Origin of the sequence: Gracilimonas sediminicola, assembly GCF_024320785.1 — a bacterium.
GTDB classification, from domain to species: domain Bacteria; phylum Bacteroidota; class Rhodothermia; order Balneolales; family Balneolaceae; genus Gracilimonas; species Gracilimonas sediminicola.
In genome coordinates, this window is the sequence record NZ_JANDBC010000001.1 from 134,883 (window position 1) to 158,709 (window position 23,827).

General features: G+C 44.0%; 26 protein-coding genes. 13 read left to right on the top strand and 13 right to left on the bottom strand.

Annotated features, from left to right (window positions below):
* Both NM125_RS00780 and NM125_RS00785 read right to left on the bottom strand, forming a co-directional pair.
* The gene (locus tag NM125_RS00780; protein ID WP_255131872.1) at positions 1-1,974 is read right to left on the bottom strand and encodes a putative porin; all 1,974 of its coding nucleotides are present in this window, start codon (positions 1,972-1,974) and stop codon (positions 1-3) included.
* The gene (locus NM125_RS00785) at positions 1,971-3,257 is read right to left on the bottom strand and encodes a competence/damage-inducible protein A (protein WP_255131875.1); all 1,287 of its coding nucleotides are present in this window, start codon (positions 3,255-3,257) and stop codon (positions 1,971-1,973) included. Before NM125_RS00785 ends, NM125_RS00780 begins: the two co-directional genes overlap by 4 nt.
* Before the next feature lie 208 nt (positions 3,258-3,465).
* Here NM125_RS00785 and NM125_RS00790 point away from each other — a divergent pair, with 208 nt between their 5' ends.
* The 5 genes from NM125_RS00790 to NM125_RS00810 all read left to right on the top strand — a co-directional run bounded on the left by NM125_RS00790 (position 3,466) and on the right by NM125_RS00810 (position 8,080).
* On the top strand, positions 3,466-4,059 hold the full coding sequence (locus NM125_RS00790) for a CDP-alcohol phosphatidyltransferase family protein (RefSeq protein WP_255131877.1): 594 nt from the start codon (positions 3,466-3,468) through the stop codon (positions 4,057-4,059).
* Positions 4,056-4,541 carry a phosphatidylglycerophosphatase A family protein gene (locus tag NM125_RS00795; protein WP_255131879.1) on the top strand — a complete coding sequence of 162 codons (486 nt, stop codon included), beginning with the start codon at positions 4,056-4,058 and terminating at the stop codon, positions 4,539-4,541. The genes NM125_RS00790 and NM125_RS00795 overlap by 4 nt, the downstream gene beginning before the upstream one ends.
* A 46-nt stretch (positions 4,542-4,587) precedes the next feature.
* A complete protein-coding gene (gene pyrE / locus NM125_RS00800) occupies positions 4,588-5,244 on the top strand; it encodes an orotate phosphoribosyltransferase (protein ID WP_255131880.1) in 657 nt (218 codons plus the stop codon).
* A gap of 34 nt (positions 5,245-5,278) precedes the next feature.
* Positions 5,279-6,637, top strand: a complete 1,359-nt coding sequence (miaB, locus tag NM125_RS00805) for a tRNA (N6-isopentenyl adenosine(37)-C2)-methylthiotransferase MiaB (RefSeq protein ID WP_255131882.1) — start codon at positions 5,279-5,281, stop codon at positions 6,635-6,637.
* Positions 6,638-6,709: 72 nt separating this feature from the next.
* On the top strand, positions 6,710-8,080 hold the full coding sequence (locus NM125_RS00810; RefSeq protein ID WP_255131884.1) for a hypothetical protein: 1,371 nt from the start codon (positions 6,710-6,712) through the stop codon (positions 8,078-8,080).
* A gap of 19 nt (positions 8,081-8,099) precedes the next feature.
* Here NM125_RS00810 and NM125_RS00815 read toward each other — a convergent pair whose 3' ends face one another.
* The 4 genes from NM125_RS00815 to NM125_RS00830 all read right to left on the bottom strand — a co-directional run bounded on the left by NM125_RS00815 (position 8,100) and on the right by NM125_RS00830 (position 11,203).
* A complete protein-coding gene (locus tag NM125_RS00815) occupies positions 8,100-8,555 on the bottom strand; it encodes a cupredoxin domain-containing protein (RefSeq protein WP_255131886.1) in 456 nt (151 codons plus the stop codon).
* Positions 8,552-9,160 (bottom strand): SCO family protein, encoded by a 609-nt coding sequence (locus tag NM125_RS00820; RefSeq protein ID WP_255131888.1) that lies wholly within the window; start codon positions 9,158-9,160, stop codon positions 8,552-8,554. Before NM125_RS00820 ends, NM125_RS00815 begins: the two co-directional genes overlap by 4 nt.
* Entirely contained in the window at positions 9,157-9,885 is a 729-nt protein-coding gene (locus NM125_RS00825) for a formylglycine-generating enzyme family protein (protein ID WP_255131889.1), read from the bottom strand. The genes NM125_RS00820 and NM125_RS00825 overlap by 4 nt, the downstream gene beginning before the upstream one ends.
* 190 nt (positions 9,886-10,075) lie before the next feature.
* Positions 10,076-11,203, bottom strand: a complete 1,128-nt coding sequence (locus tag NM125_RS00830; RefSeq protein ID WP_255131891.1) for a multicopper oxidase domain-containing protein — start codon at positions 11,201-11,203, stop codon at positions 10,076-10,078.
* Between the two features lie 302 nt (positions 11,204-11,505).
* Between NM125_RS00830 and NM125_RS00835 the strand changes: the two genes are divergently transcribed.
* The 5 genes from NM125_RS00835 to NM125_RS00855 all read left to right on the top strand — a co-directional run bounded on the left by NM125_RS00835 (position 11,506) and on the right by NM125_RS00855 (position 15,919).
* On the top strand, positions 11,506-11,691 hold the full coding sequence (locus NM125_RS00835; RefSeq protein WP_255131894.1) for a DUF3565 domain-containing protein: 186 nt from the start codon (positions 11,506-11,508) through the stop codon (positions 11,689-11,691).
* Positions 11,692-11,739: 48 nt separating this feature from the next.
* Positions 11,740-12,219 carry a hypothetical protein gene (locus NM125_RS00840; RefSeq protein WP_255131896.1) on the top strand — a complete coding sequence of 160 codons (480 nt, stop codon included), beginning with the start codon at positions 11,740-11,742 and terminating at the stop codon, positions 12,217-12,219.
* Between the two features lie 87 nt (positions 12,220-12,306).
* Complete coding sequence (locus NM125_RS00845; protein WP_255131897.1) at positions 12,307-12,750, top strand: hypothetical protein; 444 nt, start codon at positions 12,307-12,309, stop codon at positions 12,748-12,750.
* Between the two features lie 112 nt (positions 12,751-12,862).
* Positions 12,863-13,633: a FixH family protein gene (locus NM125_RS00850; protein WP_255131899.1), complete on the top strand. Its 771-nt coding sequence runs from the start codon at positions 12,863-12,865 to the stop codon at positions 13,631-13,633.
* 75 nt (positions 13,634-13,708) lie between these two features.
* A complete protein-coding gene (locus NM125_RS00855; RefSeq protein ID WP_255131900.1) occupies positions 13,709-15,919 on the top strand; it encodes a TonB-dependent receptor in 2,211 nt (736 codons plus the stop codon).
* A 102-nt stretch (positions 15,920-16,021) separates the two neighbouring features.
* Here the strand turns inward: NM125_RS00855 and NM125_RS00860 are convergent, their stop codons facing one another.
* From NM125_RS00860 to NM125_RS00890, 7 genes are all read right to left on the bottom strand, one after another.
* The gene (locus tag NM125_RS00860) at positions 16,022-16,813 is read right to left on the bottom strand and encodes an ABC transporter permease subunit (protein ID WP_255131903.1); all 792 of its coding nucleotides are present in this window, start codon (positions 16,811-16,813) and stop codon (positions 16,022-16,024) included.
* A complete protein-coding gene (locus NM125_RS00865; RefSeq protein ID WP_255131904.1) occupies positions 16,810-17,520 on the bottom strand; it encodes an ABC transporter ATP-binding protein in 711 nt (236 codons plus the stop codon). Before NM125_RS00865 ends, NM125_RS00860 begins: the two co-directional genes overlap by 4 nt.
* Complete coding sequence (locus NM125_RS00870; RefSeq protein WP_255131906.1) at positions 17,517-18,758, bottom strand: nitrous oxide reductase family maturation protein NosD; 1,242 nt, start codon at positions 18,756-18,758, stop codon at positions 17,517-17,519. The genes NM125_RS00865 and NM125_RS00870 overlap by 4 nt, the downstream gene beginning before the upstream one ends.
* A gap of 30 nt (positions 18,759-18,788) precedes the next feature.
* Positions 18,789-19,268, bottom strand: coding sequence for a nitrous oxide reductase accessory protein NosL (locus tag NM125_RS00875; RefSeq protein WP_255131907.1), 480 nt, complete (start codon positions 19,266-19,268; stop codon positions 18,789-18,791).
* Between the two features lie 44 nt (positions 19,269-19,312).
* The gene (locus NM125_RS00880; protein ID WP_255131909.1) at positions 19,313-19,882 is read right to left on the bottom strand and encodes a hypothetical protein; all 570 of its coding nucleotides are present in this window, start codon (positions 19,880-19,882) and stop codon (positions 19,313-19,315) included.
* A 72-nt stretch (positions 19,883-19,954) separates the two neighbouring features.
* On the bottom strand, positions 19,955-21,928 hold the full coding sequence (nosZ, locus tag NM125_RS00885; protein WP_255131910.1) for a Sec-dependent nitrous-oxide reductase: 1,974 nt from the start codon (positions 21,926-21,928) through the stop codon (positions 19,955-19,957).
* 39 nt (positions 21,929-21,967) lie between these two features.
* Entirely contained in the window at positions 21,968-22,432 is a 465-nt protein-coding gene (locus tag NM125_RS00890) for a c-type cytochrome (protein ID WP_255131912.1), read from the bottom strand.
* 343 nt (positions 22,433-22,775) lie between these two features.
* Here NM125_RS00890 and NM125_RS00895 point away from each other — a divergent pair, with 343 nt between their 5' ends.
* Genes NM125_RS00895 through NM125_RS00905 form a run of 3 tightly spaced genes read left to right on the top strand, consistent with a single transcriptional unit; the run spans position 22,776 to position 23,806 of the window.
* Positions 22,776-23,027 (top strand): hypothetical protein, encoded by a 252-nt coding sequence (locus tag NM125_RS00895; protein ID WP_255131914.1) that lies wholly within the window; start codon positions 22,776-22,778, stop codon positions 23,025-23,027.
* A gap of 6 nt (positions 23,028-23,033) precedes the next feature.
* Complete coding sequence (trxA, locus tag NM125_RS00900; RefSeq protein WP_255131922.1) at positions 23,034-23,360, top strand: thioredoxin; 327 nt, start codon at positions 23,034-23,036, stop codon at positions 23,358-23,360.
* Positions 23,357-23,806, top strand: a complete 450-nt coding sequence (locus tag NM125_RS00905; protein ID WP_255131925.1) for an OsmC family protein — start codon at positions 23,357-23,359, stop codon at positions 23,804-23,806. Before trxA ends, NM125_RS00905 begins: the two co-directional genes overlap by 4 nt.
* Positions 23,807-23,827: the final 21 nt, after the last annotated feature.

Genomic DNA, 23,827 nt, shown 5'->3' on the forward strand with positions numbered 1-23,827 from the left:
TTAATTTCTGAATTGTGCTCTTATTCCTACAATTAACCGTCGTGGAGGCATCGGAAATCCGGCCGCCTCAAAGTAGCCCGCCTGTCCTAATCCGTCAAGCGCATTTTCCCACCTCATTACTACCATTATTCCCCGCACCCGCGCCGAAAGTTCCCCATCCAAGCGAAAGAACGGAGGAAGCTGCTGATAGGAACTATTTCCCTGCCAGTAGCTTAACTCAGTGTTATAGGTGCGGGCCGAGTAAAAGGTAGGAGATAATAAGGTTTTTACACCAATTTTTAGATAGGCGGCCCGATCAAATACATAGCCTTTTACAAAAGCTGAGTTTCTTAGCCAAATAATCTGGTCCCGGTGATTGAGGGCTGCAAGATTACTTCCCGGATTTTCGTAATCAAACTGCTGGGCCGATGCCGAACTCTCTATTTCAAACCGGTGGTTTTCGAACCGGGCATACGCCGTTCCACTCAGCTGGGTAAAACTTCCGCTGTTTGAAAATGTACTGTCCGGACTTAAAAAAGTGGCATTCTCGGCAGATTTCACCCTTCCGGAAACGACAAAGGTAAGTGTTGGGAACAAACTCACATCCAAGCTTGCAGCAGCAGAAATACCTTCCTCATTCTGAAGATCGGGGTTCCCCGCATAATTCTTAGACTGCCAGTAGAGCGCTTGCATCGTGGGTATTCGGCTGTACCTTGAGGCACTGACATTCACTCGGTGTTTTCTTGAAATCAGCGAATTTATTCCAACCGTGAAATCCTGCCCAAAAGATCCTTCACTACGGTTTGTTACTCTGGCTTTTCCATACAGTTCTGAGCCTTCTATAATCTCATAACCTATAGTGCCCTCTCCTTTTACTTCCGTCCAGCTGTTTTCCGATAACACAAAATCATCTTCGGTAGCAAAATTTTGGGCATTCACTTCACCCCGTACACTCAGGTTGTTCCATTCAAACTCCTTGAATAATCTTCCGCTTATTGTTCTGAGATCCCATCCTAAAGTATCTCCGGTAAATCGCAGTGATTTTTTGTTTTTGGTCATGGAGATTTCAAGCCCACCGTCTTCAGCCGAAGAGGTGTCTTTGCGATGGTAAATGCCTCCGATTAAATCCCATCTTGTAAACTCAGATTTTCCGGACGTGCTGTTTGGCACCGAGGTAAATTCATCGAAAGGGAAAGTAGCCGGGTCTCCTACGTTGTAGCCAAACGGTTCATCGTTACTCAGCTGATTTCGTAAATACATTCCCCTGACCAGAAATCGGTCATTCAGGTGATGATACACTCTCCCAACCACCTGACTCCCTCTTATCTCACTGTTTGGGTAATAACCTCCACCTCTTCGGTCCCAATAAGAAATCTCCACATTGGTCCGCTCAGAAAAGTTTTGGGCAACCATAAATTCCAGATTTCGGTAGCTCCCGGTGGCCTCATCATAATTGAGGTAACTGATGGGTTTGATGATGTAATAATCCCGCAGCCTGATATCGGAATAATAATTTCCCTCCCACGATTCTGAAGCTACCCCAATTTTGCGATGCGGAACCAGGTTGTAATTTGGCAGTCCGGTAACCGGATTATTCAGTGAAAGTCCTTCCATTTCCAGCTGCTGTTCCAAAGGCTGATATCCATTTATATGAAAGGCATCTACCCGGCCATTAGTACCTTGCCTGAATGAAATTACATCACGCCGGTATGCCTGAAAATCTCCCCAGTTTGGCCAGACTTGCCACCTCATAAGGCTGTCATTAGTAATCCGGGTTGAACCGGTTGGAGCGAGTTCTCTCCACGGGGTAACCTGTCCGGGTTCCGGTTTTTCTTCTTTCTTCTGAAGGGTGGTATCCCGGGGTGAAGTGGAAAGAGAATCGGATGTGGATAGTTGAGATTGGGTGGAGTCAACCGCCGCTGAATCAGCGACCTGCCCGAGTGCAGGGACCCAAAGGAGCAGTAAAACGATATGGAAAGCGGTCAGTTTCTTCAAGGAAGTTGCTTTTTAAGATCATAAGGCATCGTTTCAATTCCTTTTAAGATACGGCGTGTTATTTCGAGCAGCACCATTTTTGTCCGTTCTTTATTCATGAGCCGGTCTTTGGTAAACATCGCTTTAATTGCAAAATGTGCTCCATCCTTTTGATAATACCCCATCCAAACCGTTCCAACCGGTTTTTCTTCGGTACCGCCGCCGGGCCCGGCAATTCCCGTTGTGGAAATTCCGATTTCGGTGTCCAGTTTTTCGGCTACACCTTTGGCCATTTGCAATGCCACTTCTTTACTCACGGCTCCCACCGAGTCCAAATCATCCTGAGAAACACCAAGCTGCTTCACTTTCATATGGTTCGCATATGACACAATTCCGCCATCAAAGTAATCACTGCTTCCGGCCACGTCTGTAAATGTGTTGGCGATAAGTCCACCTGTACAGCTTTCGGCAACTGCTATTTTCAGTCCTTTTTCCTTCAATAATTCCCCAACGGCTTCACTGATGGAAAAGTCTTTTCCCTCTCCGTAGATATACTTACCCGCTTTTTGGTAAATGACATCGGTCAGTTTTTGGAGATTGTCTTTTGCTTCTTCCTTAGTCCTTCCCTTACCATTCAGCCGCAGGGTTACTCCACCCGGCGAGGGTAAAAAAGCGAGGCTTACTCCGTTCTCAAAATAATCTGACAAATCTCCCAAAACCTGATCGCTCAGTGTGCTCTCACCAATTCCGGCCGTTTTAATGTAATGAGAGTACAAATAGCCAATATCACCAAAAGCTTCCCTGAGTTTTTGGGCTACCCGCTTTCTCATCAGGTATTTCATCTCGTAAGGAACGCCCGGCAACACAGCAAGGTAACTGCCGGCCTCGAACCACATTCCCGGTGCCGTTCCGGCTTTATTGAATAATACTTCTGCATTTTCCGGTACTTCAGCCTGACTGTAATTCGACTCTGAGAATGGAATATTACGTTTCTCAAAAAGGGATTTAATGTAATCCAGCGAATCTTGATGGAGCTTGTATCCCACATCAAACAGTTCAGCTACTGCTTTTTTGGTCATATCATCGTGGGTGGGACCAAGTCCGCCCGTGCAAATCACAACCTCTGATTCCTGCATGGCCGTTTTAATGGTCTTCTTTATGAGATCAAGTTCGTCTGAGATAGTGTGAACCTGTGTCACCGTGAAGCCCAAACCTGTAAGAAATTCACCCAGCCAGGATGCATTGGTGTTAACGGTATCGCCAATAAGAAGTTCGTTGCCGATGGAGATGATCTGTACTTTCATGAGGCCTAAATTCCGTATTAGCCAGCCCAATTTCCACAGCTATTTAACAGGTGTTAGGCGCAAGGTTTTAGGTGTTAGGTTTTTGTACATACTTTATTCACTAAAACCTAACACCTTGTATCTAACACCTATTACCAAAAAATCTATCATGTTATGGTCTGAATTACTTAGTAAGTTTGGCGGTCACAAGAAGGCTGAATAGTTATCGATGAAGAACATCCCCAACATACTGAGTGCCATACGGATGGTGCTGGCTCCCATATTCCTGTTCATGTATATACAGGACGAACTTATCTGGCGCTCGCTCAGCATCGCAGTTTTTGCTACAGCGGCTGTTACAGATTACTTTGATGGTAAGATAGCCCGATACTATCAGCTGGAAAGCGATTTCGGAGTTTTCATTGATCCCCTTGCGGATAAATTCCTCACCTTCGCCGGCTTCTTTTGTCTTCCTTTTCTGGATGTATCCCAATTTCCATGGTGGGCCGTTATCCTGATTGTGATTCGGGATGTGTTCATCACTGCGCTCAGGCTGTATGCAAGCCGTAAAAAAATCCCCCTGAAAACCCGCTTTACAGCAAAGGCCAAAACCATGGTCCAGATGCTCTTTCTCTACACTGTTTTGCTGCTCGGGGTGTTTAAACAGGCCGACATAGAGTTTGCTGATGCAGCAGCACAATTCTTTAACTCGGGTGTGCTGTACTACGTCATGATGTTTGTAACGGCACTCACCGTGTACTCCGGTGCTGAATACATTTGGAGTAACAGCCAATTGTTCAAAACTCAAAACCAGCCCTCGTGAACGGCCTGAAATTATTTGTAGGAAGCGGATGCTACTCCGGTCTTTTTCCAAAAGCACCCGGAACCGCCGGAAGTTTGATAATGCTGCTCCCTCTTTATTTCATTCTACAGGTTAACGCCACCTGGCTGATTTTACTTATTACATTAGCATGCTCACTGGCGTGCTTTTGGGTATTCGGATATTTTGAGGAAGAATTCGGCAAAGACCCGGGCCAGTTGGTAATGGATGAATGGGCCGGTCAATCGCTCACGTTTTTTACCGTTGGCCTGGCCGGTAGTACCGAACACCATGTTATCATTTTATTAACGGGATTTATGCTCTTTCGCTTTTTTGACGTATTAAAGCCATTAGGGATAAAAAAAGTGCAGAATCTGCCGGGTGGATGGGGAATTTTTGCGGATGATTTATTGGCAGGATTATATGCGCTTCTGTGCTTAAAAACCCTTATTTTTGTCTGGCCAAATATCTTTGGGATGGTATAATAATTCACTCATCGCAGCGGTACCAATAACAGAATTTAAAAGACTTATGATACTCAATAACTCATTTGCGCGTGAGCTGGCTGCTCATTTGCTTGATATTAATGCTGTAGTTCTCAGACCGAACGACCCATTTACGTGGACTTCAGGCTGGAACTCGCCTATCTACTGCGATAACAGGCTCACCTTGCGATTTCCGGAAATACGGAATAAAATTGAAAATGAATTCACCGCTATCATCCAGGAAAAGTACCCGGATGTAGATGTGGTGACAGGCACAGCTACGGCCGGAATCCCCCATGCAGCATGGGTAGCTGCAAACCTGAACAAGCCTATGGCCTATGTGCGTGCAAAAGCGAAGGCTCATGGAATGGGTAATCAGATTGAAGGTGGTGTCAAGAAAGGAGAATCTACCGTTGTAATCGAAGATCTGATTTCTACCGGCGGGTCAGCCATTTCTGTAGTTGAGGCCCTGAAGTTTGTGGGGGCAAAAGTTGATGCTGTGTTATCCATCTTTACCTACGATTTTGATAAAGCTTCCAAACGATTTTCAGATACGGAAGTACCGGTTTATACCCTTACCGACTATAAAACACTGGTAAACGTAGCTATTGAAAAAGGGGTAATCGACGGCGATGACCTTGACTTGCTTTCCAGCTGGAGAGATCACCCGGAAGTGTGGCCTGATAGTCCTTCGGATGAATAATTTGTATATTTCGAATTCATAAAATTTTAGTTTAGTGAAAGAAAAGAAATTCTACATAGAGACCTACGGTTGTCAGATGAACTTTGCAGATTCTGAGATCGTGAATTCCATCCTGCTTGAAGAAGGCATGAGGCCGGTTCATGAAGCAGAAAGCGCGGATGTTGTTCTGGTAAACACCTGCTCCATTCGTGAAAACGCGGAAACCAAAGTCTGGAACCGCCTCAAAGAGCTTCGATCCATAAAAAAAGAAAACGGAGACCTTACCGTTGGCGTGCTGGGCTGTATGGCTGAGCGCATCAAAGACCGGATTATTGAACAGGAACACCTTGTCGATATCGTAGTGGGCCCTGATGCATACCGTGATATCCCTCGTTTACTGCAGGAAGTTGAAGACGGACGAAAAGCCGTGAATGTGCTTCTCTCACTCGAAGAAACCTATGCCGACATTGCCCCCGTCAGAACCACCGGCAACGGTGTAAATGCGTTTGTATCCATTATGCGCGGGTGTGATAATATGTGTTCGTTCTGTGTAGTTCCTTTTACGCGGGGACGTGAACGCAGCCGACCGATGGAATCTATCCTCAGAGAAATTAAACAGCTGAGCGATGAAGGATATAAAGAAGTTACGCTACTGGGACAAAATGTGAATTCATATCTGGATGGGGAGAACACCTTCACACGACTGATGGATGAGGCCAGTAAAGTAGATCCTGAAATGCGTTTTCGTTTTTCCTCTCCTCACCCCAAAGACTTCCCGAACGACCTTCTGCACCTGATTGCTGAGCGTCCTAATCTGTGTAATTACATCCACATTCCGGCCCAGGCCGGCAGCGACACCATGCTGGAGCGTATGCGTCGCCCTTACACGAGAGAAGAGTATTTGGAGCTTATTCAAAATATGAAGTCCATCATTCCGGGCGTTTCTCTTTCTACGGATATCATTGCAGGGTTTTGTGATGAGACAGAAGAAGAACATGAGCAAACCCTTACCTTGATGGCTGAGGTGGAATATGATCTGGCCTATATGTTTGCCTATTCGGAACGGGAACGTACGCTGGCTCACCGGAAATACGAAGACAACGTACCGGAGAAGGTTAAGAAGCGCCGGTTGACTGAAATCATCAACCAGCAGATGGATATTCAGGAAAGAAGAAATCAGGATGAAATCGGGCGTCGTCACGTAGTACTGGTAGAAGGAACCAGTAAGCGTTCTGAAGAGCAGATGAGCGGACGTACCGATACTAACAAAATGTGTGTTTTTGACCGCAAAGATTTTGAGAAGGGCGATTATGTAGAAGTGGAAGTAACCGATGCCACTTCAGCCACCTTGATTGCACGCCCTATCAAGAAAACGACGCTGACTGAATATTACGGAGCTGAAGTTGTAGCCTGAGTGAAAGCCAAGGCCACATATCTTTTCGCCTTAAGCTTTCTCTGCCTGTTTCTGGGAACTACAGCCAAAAGTATGGCCCAGCAGCCTTCGTTGGGTATTGTCTGGGATCATCCCGCCGATACTTCAGAAGCTAAAAATCAGTTGGATACTTTTGCCCAGCATGGCATTGATTACCTACAGCTTGATCATCCGGTAAGTCCTGATCTGCTGGCTTTATTGAGAGAGGCCCCTTTTACTATTCTCATACAACTGGATAAAACCTATCTAACACTCAGTGAGATCCGCTCCCGTCAAAGTAATCTCCTTCAGCAATTTGGAGAGGCTACCGACCTCTATCGTTCCTATCTGAATTTTGCTGCCATTGGTTTATTGAGCAATAGCCAGACGTCTCACCCGGAGTTTGACGATATGTTTTCTCCCATTCTGGATTCCTTGTCGGCCCGGTCAAATAAAGACTTTTACTTCTACGCCTCAGATCAATGGTCTTATTTCAACACACCTTATAAACCATTTGCTATCCTTTTTGCGGACTCGGTTTTCCAACGAACCGATATCGCCGCTTTTGATAAGCAATTCGGGTGGGAAGTCAATCAAAATTCGAGTCTTATTTTCTTTCTGCGAGCTGAATGGTTCGATGAAGCCATTTCTGCATATCCCGAATTCTCGGAAAGTCTCATGCAATATGAGCAGAGTCAGGAATGGAAAATACCGTTACCTGCAACCATTGAATCAGGAAGTACACAAAGCTGGATGGTGCTCATGTTGGTTGTTCTGTGGCTTAGCTTAGCTGTATTATTCAAACTACTACCCTATTTGCGGCCTATGCTGCTGCGCTACTTTCTTGCACACCGGTTTTTTGTGGATGACATACTGCACTATCGTGAACGTGCACTAACCGGTGGTATAGCTCTTATGGCAATGCATGCATTATTTTCCGGAATGGTGTTTTATATTTTGGCACAAACTTCGATTAGTTTAACCGGGCTTGATGCTTTTTTCCATCACTTGCCGACCCTGGCAATTTTTGGAACCAATTATGCCTCTTTCTTTGGGATCGGAGTTATTATAACCCTGCTCATACAGACTGTGGCGTTGCTATGGCTTTATCTTCCGGCAAAGAACCTGGAACATTTCAGTCAGGCAGTGAACCTGTATTCAGGCACCTTCTTTCTCGACTTTCTGATTGTAACCATATTGGTTACGCTGTACGTGACAGGTTTTGGGCCCACTGCCATTCTGATTTTTGGCGCTTTGTTCGTACTGATTTGGTACGGGGCTTTTAATATCTCCGCTTTTGATATCTCCCGTAGTTCGGGGCCGGGAACAGCTATTTACCTGTTACTAACGGTAGGGATGCATACCCTGATCTCAATCGGCTTACTGGTTCTCTTCTTTACAAACGATTCCATTGTGCAGGTTTTTGAGCTGGCTCTCACCCTTTGACACCCGCGCAATTTAAGTGCTATAAGGATTGGAAAGTTTGGGCTGCTGCTTCTGGAATCACAGAATCATCATACTCACCTGAAGCTGCATTATCTCCTGCTACAATACGCCCTACATGTCCCAGCCGTTCGTGCGGAAGGCAAAAGTAATCATAGATGCCTTCTTTGGTGATCTCCAGAAACCAGACATCCCCTTCATTCAGCATTCCCGAATCAAATGAAGAGATTGACTCAGGCATCCTTAACGGCCGGCGGTTGTCCGGATGATAAGCCGTGACGGTATGCATCCCTTCCAGAACTTCAAACCTGATTACATCACCCCGACTTACTTTTAAAAGTGCCGGTACAAATCGAGCATCGGCACCCGTTCCCCTAACTTCCACAGTAAGTGTGTCCGCAGAGCGTTGTTGAAAAGCCTGTACCGGTTCCGTACCGACCAAGAGCAAAAGAATGGCTATGGAGTACATCGTTTTCATTGCATGGTATGGTGCTTCAGCATGTCCTCAACTTTTCGGGCAGCTGATACCATGGGTTGATTTAGTCCTTCTACACGAACCGCCACTTTTCCTTCCGTATCCAATACACTTACCAGGTTAGAGTGTGCAAATTCACCATCGCTTTTCTTCACATACTGAACGCCCAGCATCATAGCCAGGCTTCGGATATCAGCTTCTTTTGCCGTTACGAAATGCCAACCTTCAATATTCAATTGCTCGTATTCGGCATATTTTTTCAGTACTTCGGGTGAATCATTTTCCCGGTCGAATGAAACGGCCAGCACATTCACAGAACTTCTTAAAGATTCATCTATCGAATTGTACAAGCGCCACGTATCTCTGATCAGGATTGGGCAAACCTGGGTACAATTCCCATAAAACATCACTACAATCACCGGTTCCCCCTTAAATTGACTTAACGTTACCGACTCATTTCGGTGGGTAATCCACTCAGCTTTTAGGTGATACATTGAATGTTCAGATACCTTCTCTGCCTTCAGCGTTGCTGAATCGCCGTGATGATGTTGAGCCACTGCGGACATTGAACTCAATAGAAAAGCGGATAGAATGAATAATGTTCTCATAGTTCTGAATTTTTGGAGGATTCCCGATCTTCGAGATTGTAAGCACATCTGAAGCCTACCATACCCGTTGTTGTTTTTGGATTGAAGCTCATCCGTGTGATATACCGAATGGAAGCGGCATAACTATATGTATTTCCAAGTTGCTGAAGCCTGCCAACTGTGCCACAATCCAGCGAAAGTTCATCGGCTATAATGGGCTTGTAGTCTTCCACCCATTCCATAATCAAACCAAATTGATCCTGAACCCCATGCCGGTTTTGTATTCCGGTTGAACCAACAGCTTTGGTGTTTTTGGCATCCACGCTTGAATACCAACCAATTAGTTCGGTACTGAACCGGTTCATTTCCTGCATGGAATCAAAATCCATTAGCTGGGCCGAATATTCCCACTCATTCAGGGCAGGTAATCTTCCTCCTTTATCGGAGCAATAGGCATTGGCCGCAAACCATGAAACGTGTGTTACCGGACGATTTTCTCCAATTTCTTCAAGACCGGGAGTACTTGCCTCCTGCCAATGATTCAGGTAATTCTGAGCTGCAAAAATGGACGGTATTTCGTCTTTTTGCCAGCTATCATTTTCCTGAAGAAATTGGAGAAAATCTTCGTTGGTAACTGCTGTTTTATCTATATAAAAAGAGTCCACTGAAATGGGCTCACCTTTAACTTCGGGTAATATAGAATGAAAAGATCCCGCCGGAATCAATACCTGCTCTTGTTGTGCCATCACCGGATTCAACAAACTAACCAATATGCCAACTATACCGGTCAGGGCCCAACTTTTTAAGCCGTATATGTTCCTTTGGGATCTCATCGTTTTCTTTCTTTTTTGAAAAAATATAAGGGCGAAATGAATTCGCCCTTACAGTATCTACTATTCAGATTTTCAAATCAGTGAGCTTTTCAGCTTCACCGTTTTACTTTTCCTGTCTTGGGCCTGCTTTTAGTGTACCGGTTGCGCCTAATTCTGCATCGGCAAACTCGTGGTCAATCAGGATGTACTTGCCTTCTTCAGGTACAATCATGTCCAAAGTTGCTGAGCCGGAAGCTCCTACAAGTACAGTCTGCATTCCGCGCATTTCATTGAATGGGTGACCTTCAAGCCATACTCGGTCAAAGATGCCGCCAATTACGTGGAAGCTGGAGGTTCCGCTTGGTCCGTTATTGGAGAAGTGGAAACGTACTCGTTCACCGGCATTGGCTTTCAGTGGCTGGTCGTGCATAATGGTTTGGTGTCCGTTAAATACAACGTGGGAAGGCTGACGATTTGAAGCGCCTTCAAAGTCGTACTGATACAATTCGCCGGGACCTTTTTCCAGGTAGTACTCGGATTGAACCACTACATATTCGCGATCAACTTCATAATCGGTTGGGTAACCGTCTTTAGGCGAAACTACAACTACACCATGTTGCCCCATTGCGGTGTGCATAAGAACACTTGGAGTTCCGCAGTGATAGATGTAAGAACCTGCGTAGTTTGCAATCCAGTCAAATTTAATGGATTCACCCGGCCCTATGGTTCTCCATTTGTCATCTTTAGCTACGGTTCCTGCGTGGAAGTCCATAGAGTGTGGCATAGGCATGATGGCCGACTTATTTTTTTGATAAGTATTTTCAGCTACCTGTTGCATGAATGGAGAGCCGCCTTTTGAAGGCTCTGTAATAGTCACTTCTTCATCTGATCGGTTTTTCATGGTGAATGTAATCCGATCTCCTTCCTTAACGTGAAGTACGGGGCCCGGAACCGTTCCGCCAAATGTCCATGCACGGTATCGTACACCTTCGGCCACTTCGATTTCCTGAACCAGGATATCTATTCTTACCTCATGATGCTTGTTGCCTTCGTAGTCTAAAGGTTTAAGGTTAGGCAGCAGGGTAACATATTCTCCTACAACGGGAGGTCCGTCATAATCTTCAGTGAATACTTCTGCTTCCGGCATACCGAATGTCATACCATCCATTGTATATTCGGCTGTTTGAGCTACTGCCAAACTTGTAAATAATAAACCGAACAACATGGAAAGAGTTAGTTTTGAGAGTCTCATAGTTGTGTAATTTTAAATTGAAGTTTTAAGAGTTTTTTGTCTTTTATTCGTTTTGAATGTTCTTTATTACATGATAAGCGAGCATTATGAATTTAAAATGAAGACGTAAAATAGTTTTATGCTTAGTATTTCAGCACCGTTGTTATAACCTGTTTTGCGAAATTAGAATTAAGCTTTAAGTCATTTAATTTCAATTATATTTGAGATAAATTGTTAGTTTATTGTGTAAATTATTATCCGGAAACTCAAATGTTCATTCGGGTATCTGTAGCGTTCTTATACCGTTATAATTTCAGACAACCATGAAGCAACCCATTACAGGATTTCACAAAGATGAAAAAGGCGATTGGGTGGCGGAATTGAAATGCGGGCATAACCAGCATGTGCGGCACAACCCTCCCTGGCAACTCCGCCCGTGGGTGGTTTCCGAAGAAGGACGGAAATCAAGATTGGGGACCCAATTAAATTGTAAGAAGTGTGAAAAGTAAAACTTTAGTATAATCCACCGTTGGCTGAACTTAATTAAATCAAAAGTCATGACCGCTTCCGTCTTTTTTCGCACCGTTATTTCCGGCTTTATTGCCACCTTTGTTATGGCCATGGTAGCTTTTCTTTTGGGTGGAATGGGCTTCCCCGCTTTAGACATCGGGTACATCTTAACCGAAAGCTTCAATCACTCCCTCCCCGGTGACCCTTACCATATAATTTTTGGCAACCTGGCTTACAACATTGGCGGAATTCTGCTGGCGCTGGTCTGGGTAGCATTTCTACGGCATAGGATTCCGGGAAAGTGGATTACCCAGGGGTTGATTTATGGCCTTATTATTTCTGTTGTAGCCGGGGTCATCATTTCACCCTTTGTATCGCTGGCAGCCGGTGAAAACTTTGGGATCTTTTATACAAACACCTGGTTTCCCGGCCTTATGATTTTGGCCGGCTTGTTTATGCATCTTGCCTATGGTCTCACCCTCACATTATGCCTCAGGGTTGCAGGTGTACCTGAATTGGATAAATAATATCAGACATTTTTATCTTTTTTTCATTTGCTTTGCAATACTTGCAGAAGTTTTTCTTAATTTGATATGCATTAATCAAATTCTCTCATGAATTCCCAACACCCATTTTATCGGTTTGTCGGAATGGCGGTTATAGCCATGATGCTGTGGAATGTTGCCGGCTGGCTGGGTATGGGTATGTTAATGCATCACGCTCACACCGGTGGTGCAGAAAATCACTGCGAAGTCATTTTTTGCAGCTGCGAGATTGAGGATGGCCAAAAAATCTGCACCTGTCACCATCATGGAATGGATGGTGCTGAGAACCATCACAATCCCGAAAACCAGACAGAAGACTGTTATTATACTGCGCCGCATTCCAACGGCTCCTCCTCTACCCCTTCTTTGGTAATCACCGCCAAATATAATGCACTGCAAAACTCCACTGAAACATGGATTTCACCTCCCGGAGAAGAATTATCTCGATTGATGTATGATGAACCTACATTTTCTGGAATAACCCGGGATCTGTTACGCCCACCGCGCGCTTAGTTTTGTTTATCCCACCCGAAGTACTTGCCTAAGTACTTCTTATACATCTTTTAAACAAAACTAAATTCATATCATTATGATTACGCTAAATAATTATAGCCAGGTCATGGTTATGGCGGTACTGGTATTTGCTGCCATTTCTTGTGACTCCAATAACAATGCTGACTCTGACTTAGAACTCATTCCCGTTAACTCTGTAACTGTAAACGGATATACGGTTTCCTTGCACGCCCAGACAGAACTTGAAACCGGTGCCAACCATTTGTACTGGGAAATTGAGGAAGATGGTAAGACCGCTGACATTCAATCATTTACCATCACACCCATGATGGATATGGGACAAATGATGCATTCCACCCCCTTCAATCAGCCTGTTACTTCAGAAGAAGACGAAGACTACCTTGAAAATATGGCGGTCTTTATTATGCCCAGCGGAGAAATGGGCAGCTGGTCCATCACTTTTGAGATTACGAAGATGGACGGTGAGACCGTCTCAGGAGAGCTGCCTGTTGAGATTGCCTCGTCCTGGAAATTTACATCCACACGTAGCGAAAATGACAAGGTTTACTATATAAGCTGGTATTCCCCGCGAAAACCGGTAAGTGGTAACAATGAGCTGGTATTTCTGATTCACACACGTACCGGAATGATGAATTTTCCAGCTGTGGAAAATGCTGAACTATCCGTTTATCCCTACATGGATATGGGCGGAGGCAGCGGTCACTCCACCGACTATACCACACCGGTTGCCATGGGTGATGGATTTTATGAGGGAGAAATCAACTACAGCATGAGCGGTGTCTGGACAACGTCCGTAGAACTTATTGCTGAAAACGACACGCTTCCTGAAGTGATGTTCGAATACAGTGTACAAGCAAAATAATTATCAGTTCAGAAATAGGTTGTTGGGTTTTCGTCCCGACAGCTTATCGCTGAACATTAAAAAAAATCCAAAATCATGAGAACAATTATTTGCTTTCTCGCCCTCTTTATTATCGGTCTTGAACAGGCTCCCGCACAAGAAATTGCAGTCCGGGTGCTTGATAAAATCACAGATGAGCCGGTTATTCGCGCTCACGTTATGGATGAAGATGGAACCGTACTCACCGTAACCGATATAGACGGCTATTTCAGTATCAATCCCGATAAGCATGCACATATTCAATTAACCGCAGTTGGTTATTCAGCCCTGCACGTTCACCTGAGTACTGATACAGAGGTTATTTATCTAAATCCCGCCATATTTAAAGATTCCAAAGAACTAATGGTGGTGGCAAATAAGGATGGCGACAATAATGTGCATGCCTATCACAACCAAAAAGCCTCAACGGAAATGGCCGAGTTTCTTGATAATATTGACGGCGTGTCCACCAATAAACGAGGAGCTTTTGGCTGGGAACCGGTAGTACGGGGACAAAGCGATCAACGCATGAACCTGGTTATTGACGGCATGCAGGTGTTCAAAGCCTGTGTGGATAAAATGGATCCAATCACCTCTTATGTAGAAACCAATAACCTGTCTAAGCTGGAAATTGATAAAAGCGGAACCGGGGTTGCTCAAAATGGAACCGGAAACAGCACGGTAAACCTGGTTACTCAGAAAGCGGAGTCGAACTTATTTTCGATGGAAGTAAACGCGACCTACCGAATGCCGGATCAGTTCAGGAACTTCAGCATTACCGGTAATACCTCGGATGCCTCAGGCAGGAATGCCGTTCGATTCTCCGGCAGTTACAAAAAAGCTGAGGATTTTACTGCCGGAAACAGACAAACCATCAACAACACGCAGTATGAGAAGCTGAACCTCAACCTGAGCTATCGGCATACCTTCCCATCCAGGCACTCCATTGAAGCCGGCTATATAACGGACAAAGCCTACGACATCGGGTACCCTGCCCTGCTGATGGATGCGACCAAAGCCCTCGCCGATATCGGGCAGATTCAGTTTAACTTTGCTTCTTCCGATCGAAAATATCAGATCAAATCCATTCAGCTGTATGCAAACTCAATTCGGCATACCATGGATGATTACAGCCGGGATGTTGCCAATCGGCCTGTTATGCGGGGAATGCACATGCCCATGTATGGTGAAACCACCACTTTTGGGGCCCGCTTCAACGGTTCGCTTCCTAAAAATACCCAATGGTACCTGAACAGTTACACTTCTGAGGCCTACGGTGATATGGAAATGAACAGCCTGGATCCGGGCGTACAAGACATGTTCATTTATAATCTGGACGAGGTTAAAACCAATGAGGTAAATTTTGGGCTCCGTCACCGTTTTGAACTCTCTAATTCATTGCTCTTTAAACTCGAAGAAAATGTTCGCTTTAAAAGCCTGAGAACCGATAGTGATAATTACGGTTCCTTTTTTGAAGGACTGTATGACCGTGATTTAACCCCACGAAACAAGTTCTTACTATCTGCCTCCGGAAGTTTGTTGTGGCTGATGAATAACCAATGGAGCATATCGGGCAACTTGGTGTACTCAGAGCGAATGGGGAATCATATGGAGCTGTTCGGGCATTATATCTACAATTATGTGGATGGATATTTTTATGATGGAAATCCCTGGTTGAAAACCGAACGGTCCATCAACGCCGATGTGAATACTACCTGGGAAAATGAGCGCCACTCCCTTTCAGTAACTTTGTTTCATAAGCAGTATTTCAATTACATAGACGGCATTCTGGCTGACAACGTAAGTACCCCTGCCTTCCAGTTTAAGCAGTATGCAAATGTGGGAGATGCCACCATTTCTGGCTTTGAGATCCGAAGCATTAATAAGATCAGCCATCAAATAAGCTTTGATAACCGGATTTCTTATCTCTATGCTCAAAACCAAACACTGGATGAGCCCCTGCCTCTCATTCCACCTTTAAAAGGGAATAATTCTGTTCACTTTCATCACAAGCAGAACATGATAATGGCAGAAGTGGAATGGGCCGCCGCACAAAACCGGATAGCTGAAACTGCTTCCAACGAGGATAAAACGGAAGCGTACGCGATTCTGAATTTTACATATGAGCGTACCTGGATGAATGGAAGCTTGTCTTCAATACTCAGTATCAACAACCTGCTGGATGATTACTACCACACCCATACCAGTATAGGAAATGTACCGGAAGCCGGGCGTAATGTAATGCTTTCAATCAGATACCAGTTCTGATGTAGCTAATTGTTGGTTGGTTAGTAAGTTAAAACTAAACCCTTTTTCGTGTAGAAGCGGAGAAGGGTTTTTTTCTTCATGAATGGCTTATCAGCTACAATCTCAAAAGTCCATTTTTCGGAACCTTCTGGTACTTCCCCATAAAGGCAGGGCAACCCAAATAAGCATACTTGCAGCTGCAGTTATCATTCCATAAAAACTGCCGAAGAACCGGTTAAATACAGCACCGGTGTATCCCATCAGCGCAGATATATCAAACTCCAGCAAAACGATAATACGAGCAAGATCGATGGGGTTTAGCATTGTTAATGCCAGCATGGGTTTTTCGATGGGGTAATCTCCCAGTACAAAAATAGTCAGCAGTACCAGGCCATCATATAACACGGCCAGGAATAGCCAGCCAACCAATGCAAACCCGAGTCCTTTAATCCGGTCTTCAAAAAAAGTAAGTCCCAGCCAGAAACCTATTCCGGTAAATAGTAATGTTAGGATTAACCCTAACCCGAGCAGGAGCAAAATAGGCATAATCTGTTCGCTGAAAACCATTCCGTTGTATAGCATGGGGATAAATGTACCCAAAATGAAAGCCGCAGATAGCGGTACTGCGAGCCCACCGTAAAGCCCCCAGAACAAGGTTTTGCGATTTAAGGGTTGTGCCAGCAGCAGTTCGGTAAATTCCCGGGACTGATAAAGGTACAGCGCGCCATAAATCATGCTTACCAGGGGAATTAACAAGAGCATTACGTTTGAAATACTGAGCAACGCTTTAGGACCTGCTCCCCCAAACCTGATCAGTGCATCCGTGATCAAAAAATAGATCAGTGCATAAACGAAAATCCATTTTCCCCTTATAAGATCTTTCCATTGATAGTTTAGAATGGTTAGTGCTTTCATGCTGCTGCTTCCTCCATCATTTTTGCAACAGCACCTTCCAGGCGTTGTGCTTTGTGTTTTTTCAATAGGTCGGCCATGGGACCGTGGTATTTTATTTTTCCTTCAACTATAAAAATCAGGTAGTCTGCCAGTTCTTCTATTTCACTCATAATGTGAGTGGTCAGCAAAATGGTTTTTCCGACTTCTTTAAGCTCTCTTACCTTTTTTTTGAACTGTACGCTTGAACGGGGGTCGAGCCCTGCCGTAGGCTCATCGAATATGAGGATTTCAGGGTCATACATCATGGAGAGCACGGCTCCCACTTTTTGCCTATTTCCGCCCGACAACGTTCTCATTCTTTTTTTGAGTTCCGGCCCTAACCTGAAATGCTCAATAAGCTCCTGATCTGCCACGGGCTGATAACCACGAATATTCTTTATGAACCTGAATAACTCTTCCACCGTCATGTTCTCGGGATACCGGGCTACCTGCGGCATATACCCAATTTGTTCGCGATACTCCCATCGGTTATTTACCAACTCACCATTTATTCTTATATCCCCTTCGGTTGGTTTAATTAAACCAAGGATGCTTTTAATAGTGGTTGTTTTACCGGATCCGTTTGGGCCCACAATACCGGTAGCCTGCCCTGAGGGAATCTCCAGGTCGAGATCATCCAGCACCGTTAACCGGCCAAATTTCTTTTTTAATCCTCGTAGTTCAATCATTTTAGCTGATCCATTTGTGGTTTTATATCGATAAGGGTTTCCGGTGTTAAGGCTGGCATTACTTTTTCAGCTGCATCCAGAATATCGATTAATAAACTTCTTAACAGTAACAGGGATTGGGGTTGTTTCTCAACAAGAATAGTAAACAACCTGACCGGGTGGTGCGGTACATCTCCTACTCCATCCCGATCCAGATCATAGCCTTCGTATTGGCTCCAGTAGTTACCTGTAAATTCATTGAAGTTTCTGCGGCTGTTGGTGGATACCTCAAAGGAGTTTGCCAAAAAATTATTCTCGCTGAATACATTATCCGTCGAGTTAGCCATTAGTTTTATGGCCCATCCATTTTGTTTGAACGTGTTTCCTTTTACCTCATTCCGGCTTGTTGCCTCTATATATAATCCAACCGAATTATTTTCAAAATGATTATCCAAAATCCGGCTTCTGTTAATTTCCTTTAGAAGCATCCCATAAGCTGAAGAACCCCAGTTATCTTCAAACCTGTTACCTATAATCTCAACATTGGAGGTGTACATCACAGCCACTCCACCCCCGTTATTTCTGAATGTATTGTCAAGGTAACTGCAATTATCCGAGTACATAAAATGAATTCCGTACCGGATATTATCTTCACTTACGTTATTTCTGATGTAAGCACCATCCACAAACTCAAAATAGAGGCCATCGCGATGGCCACGGACATAATTATTTTCAATTTTGGTGTCTTTACTATACCAGAGATGAATACCATTTCCCGAGGATGTCTCTCTTTCCCCTGAGGCAGAAAAATAGTTATTCCTGATCACGGCCTTGTCCGTTTCAGCCAGGTAAATCCCGAAGAAATTGTCGATCAGTCGAATATCCTCAATAAGAGTATTTTTAGTTTTTTCGATTAATATTCCCGCATAATCTTCCATAAAGCTGGTGCTGGTATTTCGAATTTCCAACCCTTTTACCGTAACATCGTCGGCGGTAATCACCAGTATAAATCCCTTCTTCTCTCCGTCAATTACAGGCCGGTTATGCCCTATTATCGTAATCGGTTTATCTACCACCAGGTTGTGTTCAAGGTACGTGCCTTGTTTGATATGTAGCGTGTCATAAGACTGGGTTAGCTTCAAGCCTTCCGCTATCGTTGGTATTTCCCCGCCGGCAGAAACCGTGACAGGTTGTGCCGTTGCCTTTGGAGATGAAAGCCCCAGTAAAGCTGCTATAGCTATGAATGTTATACCTTTCAATTATATGACCTCTTTTATTTTTTGAAGATGCTATTTGTGCATCCCCATTCCCTTATTCATTCGAATTTGGGTAACCTCTTCCCAGGCTATTACACGACCGGGTTTATCTTGAATATGATTTTCGGCAGCCTCATAAGAGGGCAAAGCCAATAATGATGCCCCCATCGGACTCTTTATGACTTCACTTCTTACAAATGACGCTTCGGTAGCATCCAGCCACATACCGGGCTGTTCGTAATTGCTTACCCACAGCTTAGCACTGTTTAACTCTTCTTTTTTTTCATTGTTTTGATGATATGCAGCCATACACTCAATAGCATCAAATTTAAGTGCTTTTCCCTTTTCTGTGACTAATTGTGAAGCAAATTGATTATCCGTTATCATCATTTTGCAGTGGGAGCACTCATCACTTGCATAGTGAATTTCTACGGGTTCCTGGCTACAACCGGCTGCAAAAAAAAGCAATCCGATTGTGAACATTATTCTTGCCGTCTTTTTAAAAAACTCCATCACCGACCTCACTCAGTTAATAATTTCTATTCGTTCTAAAAAATTTAATCATCCCCGCTTTTCCACCAGGCCCAGCCTGCAATGCCCATCGAAACCAAAGCAAAATAAAAGCCCAGATGCGGCAGTGAAGTTGCATTGATATTCAACAATTGTTTGCTGCCCAGTAATGGTGGTTGATAAGTCATGCCGGGTACTTTTATAGGAGCATCCGGGTTCAGGTTATGACCGTAATCATATCCCCAAAGGTAAAAATCTACAAGGCCCGCAATGGCTAACAGTATAAAGATCCCTAACCAAAACAAGATTAAAGTACGCTTGCCTGTTGCTGCAATAATTAAGCCTGAAATAATAAGAAAGCCGAAGATGTAGGGCATGAGCTGTAATTCGGGTATGGATGCCGGCTCAATAGATTTCATCCCTATGTAATGGTTCAACCCGTTAATATTTTTCAAGTCGTTAGGTTGCTTTCCTTCGATGTTGTTAACCGTGATGTTCATCCCAATCCCTTCCGGGTACTGGGGTGCTTCCATGCTTATGCTCCAAATTGGGACAAGGTAAACACCGATTAATAACAGGGCTGCAACAGCCATCCATAGTTTGTGTGATGATTTCATAACTGCCTCTATAATAAATGAAAGTGAAAAAGCCGGGAAGGGTTCAGCTTCCCGGCAATAATGGTTGCTAAGTTATTTACCAGTTCCGTATTTGAAATCAATGTCAGAATTTTCTGGTGATACTCGTACGTATCCTTGCATCTCCTGGTGGAGTGCTGAACAGAAATCTGTACAGTAGAATGGGAATACACCTACTTTTTTAGGTTCCCAGGTTAGGGTCAGTGTTTCACCCGGCATAATCAGCAATTCAGAATTATTTGCTCCTATAATTGCGAAACCATGCGGCACATCCCAGTCTTGTTCCAGGTTGGTTACGTGGAAATAGACTTTATCACCCACTTTAATTCCTTCAATGTTGTCAGGGCTAAAGTGGCTTCGGATAGTAGTCATATACACATGCACTTCATCTCCATCTCGCTCAACACGGGTCTGTGCTTCTGTGGTTGCACGGTATGGGTGTGTATTATCTTCCAACTTGTAGAAACGTTTCTGTCTCTTCATCACTTTTTCAGCAGCTATACCCTGGGCATAGTGTGGCTCTCCTTCGGTTGGGAAGTCGAGCAGAAGCTGCATCTTATCGCCGGAGATATCAATCAGCTGAGCTGAGTGGAACATTTCCGGTCCTGTAGGCAAATAGCGATCCTTAGTGATCTTGTTCAGTGCCACCAGATACTTACCATCCGGTTTCTGGCTGTCGCCACCCGGAATCATTAAGTGACCCGGCGAGTAGTAGGTATCGATACGATCAACTACCTGAGTACTTTCAATTTCCCACTTCACAACTTCGGAAGAAATGAATGCGGTGGTGTAGGCATACCCTTTACCATCAAATTCAGTGTGCAGAGGCCCTAAACCGGGATCCTGAACTTCCCCATGAAGAATGGAATCGTACTTCAATACAGGAATTCCCATTACTTCTCCTTCATAATCTTCGCTATCAATAGCGTCAATCATTTTTGCGAAAGAGTGAACCGGGATTACTGTTGAAAGCTTACCACCGGCAATGATATACTGCCCGGATGGATCCACATCAACACCGTGTGGAGATTTTGGTGTAGGCAGGAAGTAAACAATACCATCAAGCTCGCGAGGATCTAAGACACGTACTTCGTTAATGGTTTCAGATTTTGCAATGCCGCCTTCTTCGTGATCAATATAGTTGCGCACGTGCTTACCGGGCATCATTTTCCCTTTTCCTTCTTTTGCATACTCAGCCGCTTTTCTCCAGTTGATGGCGGCAATGAAATCCTTGTCATTTTTAGAAGCGTTAATTTCTAACAAGGTATGTGCCTGCTCACTGTTGTAGCTGGTAAAGAAAGCCCATCCATCAGAAGGACCTTTCCCTGCATGGGATAGATCATAGTCAAAACCGGGCATCAGAATCTGGAAGTCAATGTTCATTTTACCTTCTTCAGAAACTTTGATAAATGAGAGCGTTCCTTTGAAGGTATCTTTATACGAGTCGATAGAGACATCCATATTGCTCATATCCGCATCTATGGGGATACTGAATCGGGTAGCGGCTGATACATACTCTGTATTCGGAGTTACGAAAGCAGAGGCATGGTTACCGGCCGAGTTTGGAATCTCAATGATCTCCTGTGTTTTGAACTCATCAAGCCCAATACGTGCTACACGCGGGGTATTATTTTCGTTTATGAAAATCCATCGTCCGTCCGTTTCTCCATTGGTTTGAGAAAGTTCCGGGTGGTGAGCATCTCCCCAGGGTACAAACCCATGCGTAGTATTTAACATGGCCTTGGTTTCTTCACTGTAGCCATAACCGTTAACGGCTGCTTGTGAAAATACCGGTACGGTAAAAATGTGACGTCCCGAAGGAATTCCATACACTCCAAGCTGCCCGTTATATCCTCCAGACATAAATCCGTAGAATTCATCGAGCTCGCCGGGAGCTACATATACTTTTTGTGCGGCATCCGTATTGGAACTAAAATTTCCGTTGCCATTACACCCGAAAAGCATAACGCTTAACAGTGCAACAGCAGGTAGCATCCAGAACCGATGACTGTGCTTTGTATTTTTCATGGTACTTTTATTTGGTTGGTAGGTTGGTTTTATGTTTTGTTATTCTAAATCTGAAGCAAAGAACTCCACAATGGCTCGCGCCTCTTCCTGAGAGAGTCCCTGATTAGGCATTGGGCTCATATATTCCTGAAGTAATTTTTTTGCTTCCGGATGATTTTTGGTCATACCGTCAGGATTCAGGATCATATTCATCACATAGGTTGGTGAGCGTTGTTCGAGTACATCTCCTACAGCAGGCCCGATATATCGTTCATTAACTTTATGGCAGGCAGAGCACTTTAACTCAAAAATTTCTTTTCCTTTTTGAGCAAGCTCCATATCCACTTCACTTCCTAAAGATATGGTCTCGCTAACCGGACCTATCCCATGCTCAAGTTCGAAAGCAGAAAGGCCGCTTTCATTCTTTTTCTTAGCTTCCGGTTGTTTATTTCCATCACCGCCACAACCACTCATTATTAGAGCAATCAGCAAGCTCATAACCGCTATAATTCTGGACATATTCATAGTAATTAACCTGATTTCGTTTTAAGACAATGTTGTCTTTTATTATTTAAGACAAAATTATCTTTTTTATATGAAGGGTTTATGAATTTTCCTTTGAAACCATTCTCTTGCAGCTATTTAATTTGGTTCCAATAACCGGTAATCTCGGTATAATAACACCGCATCAAAGTAAAGAAAGCATAACCCTGACCTTGCCTGTTAGTATTTACCATAATTAGTTCCACCCTTCTCTCGATTGCTACTTAAAGCACAATACAACCTGATGGTGCTTGTTATAACAACTTCTTCCCCTTCCCAAAATCAGGTTAATATAGTCTTCACATTAAAAGACTATCTATGAAGTATGAGCAGTAAAAATATTTTATTCACAAACTGGCATGCCATGAGGTGGGTAGCCCTTGGTATTGCTGTGTTCTTTGCCACCCTGGCCATTATTGACAGGGAAATTATAACCGGGATGTTAGCCGCTTTCTTTCTCTTTCAAGCAGTTACCAATAAAGGCTGCATGGTTTCGCCATCTTGTGGAATCCCCGTAGATGAAAACCAAACATCCTTTAAAGAATATGAAGAACCGGATTTTACCGAGATTAAATAAATAATTATGGAAAGCAACGACACAAAAAAGAAATCATTCTCCGAAATCATAAAAGGTGAAACACCCGTTTTGGTTGATTTTTATGCCGATTGGTGTGCTCCCTGTAAAATGATGCCCCCTATTTTAAAACAACTGAAATCTGAAATGGGAGATCGGTTAAACATTATCAAAATTGATACTGAACGGAATCCTGACGTAGCTATTCGATATCAGGTTAGAGGCATCCCAAATCTTATTCTTTTTCGAAAAGGAGAAGTGCTTTGGCAACAAGCGGGAGTAGTGCAAATGCCACAGCTAAAACAACTTATTGAACAAAAATTGGAGCAATCATGATGGCTGACAAGCACCTGTATGACGTGGACCTGAAATGGGAACATGACCGCATTGGAACATTGAGTTCCGATAAACTCGACGACAATATTGAAGTGGCCACTCCACCAGAATTTCCCGGAGGGATTGAAGGAACCTGGTCTCCGGAGCATCTCTTCGTCGCCTCTATAAGCAGTTGTTTTATGACTACTTTTGCTGCGATCGCAGAATATTCTAAACTCGACTATGAATCACTGGATGTACCATCAACCGGTGTGCTTGCAAAGGTAGATGGCAAATATGCAATCAAAGAGGTTTATTTGAAGCCCAGGCTTGTAATTACCGATGAAAAAGCCAAAGACAAAGCTTACCGGATTCTGGAAAAAGCCGAAGAAGCGTGTCTTATTTCCAGGTCTGTAAAAACCGAAATCATACTGGAACCAAAGGTGACAATAGCCGTGTTGAATTAATAAATCCGAACACAAATCTTA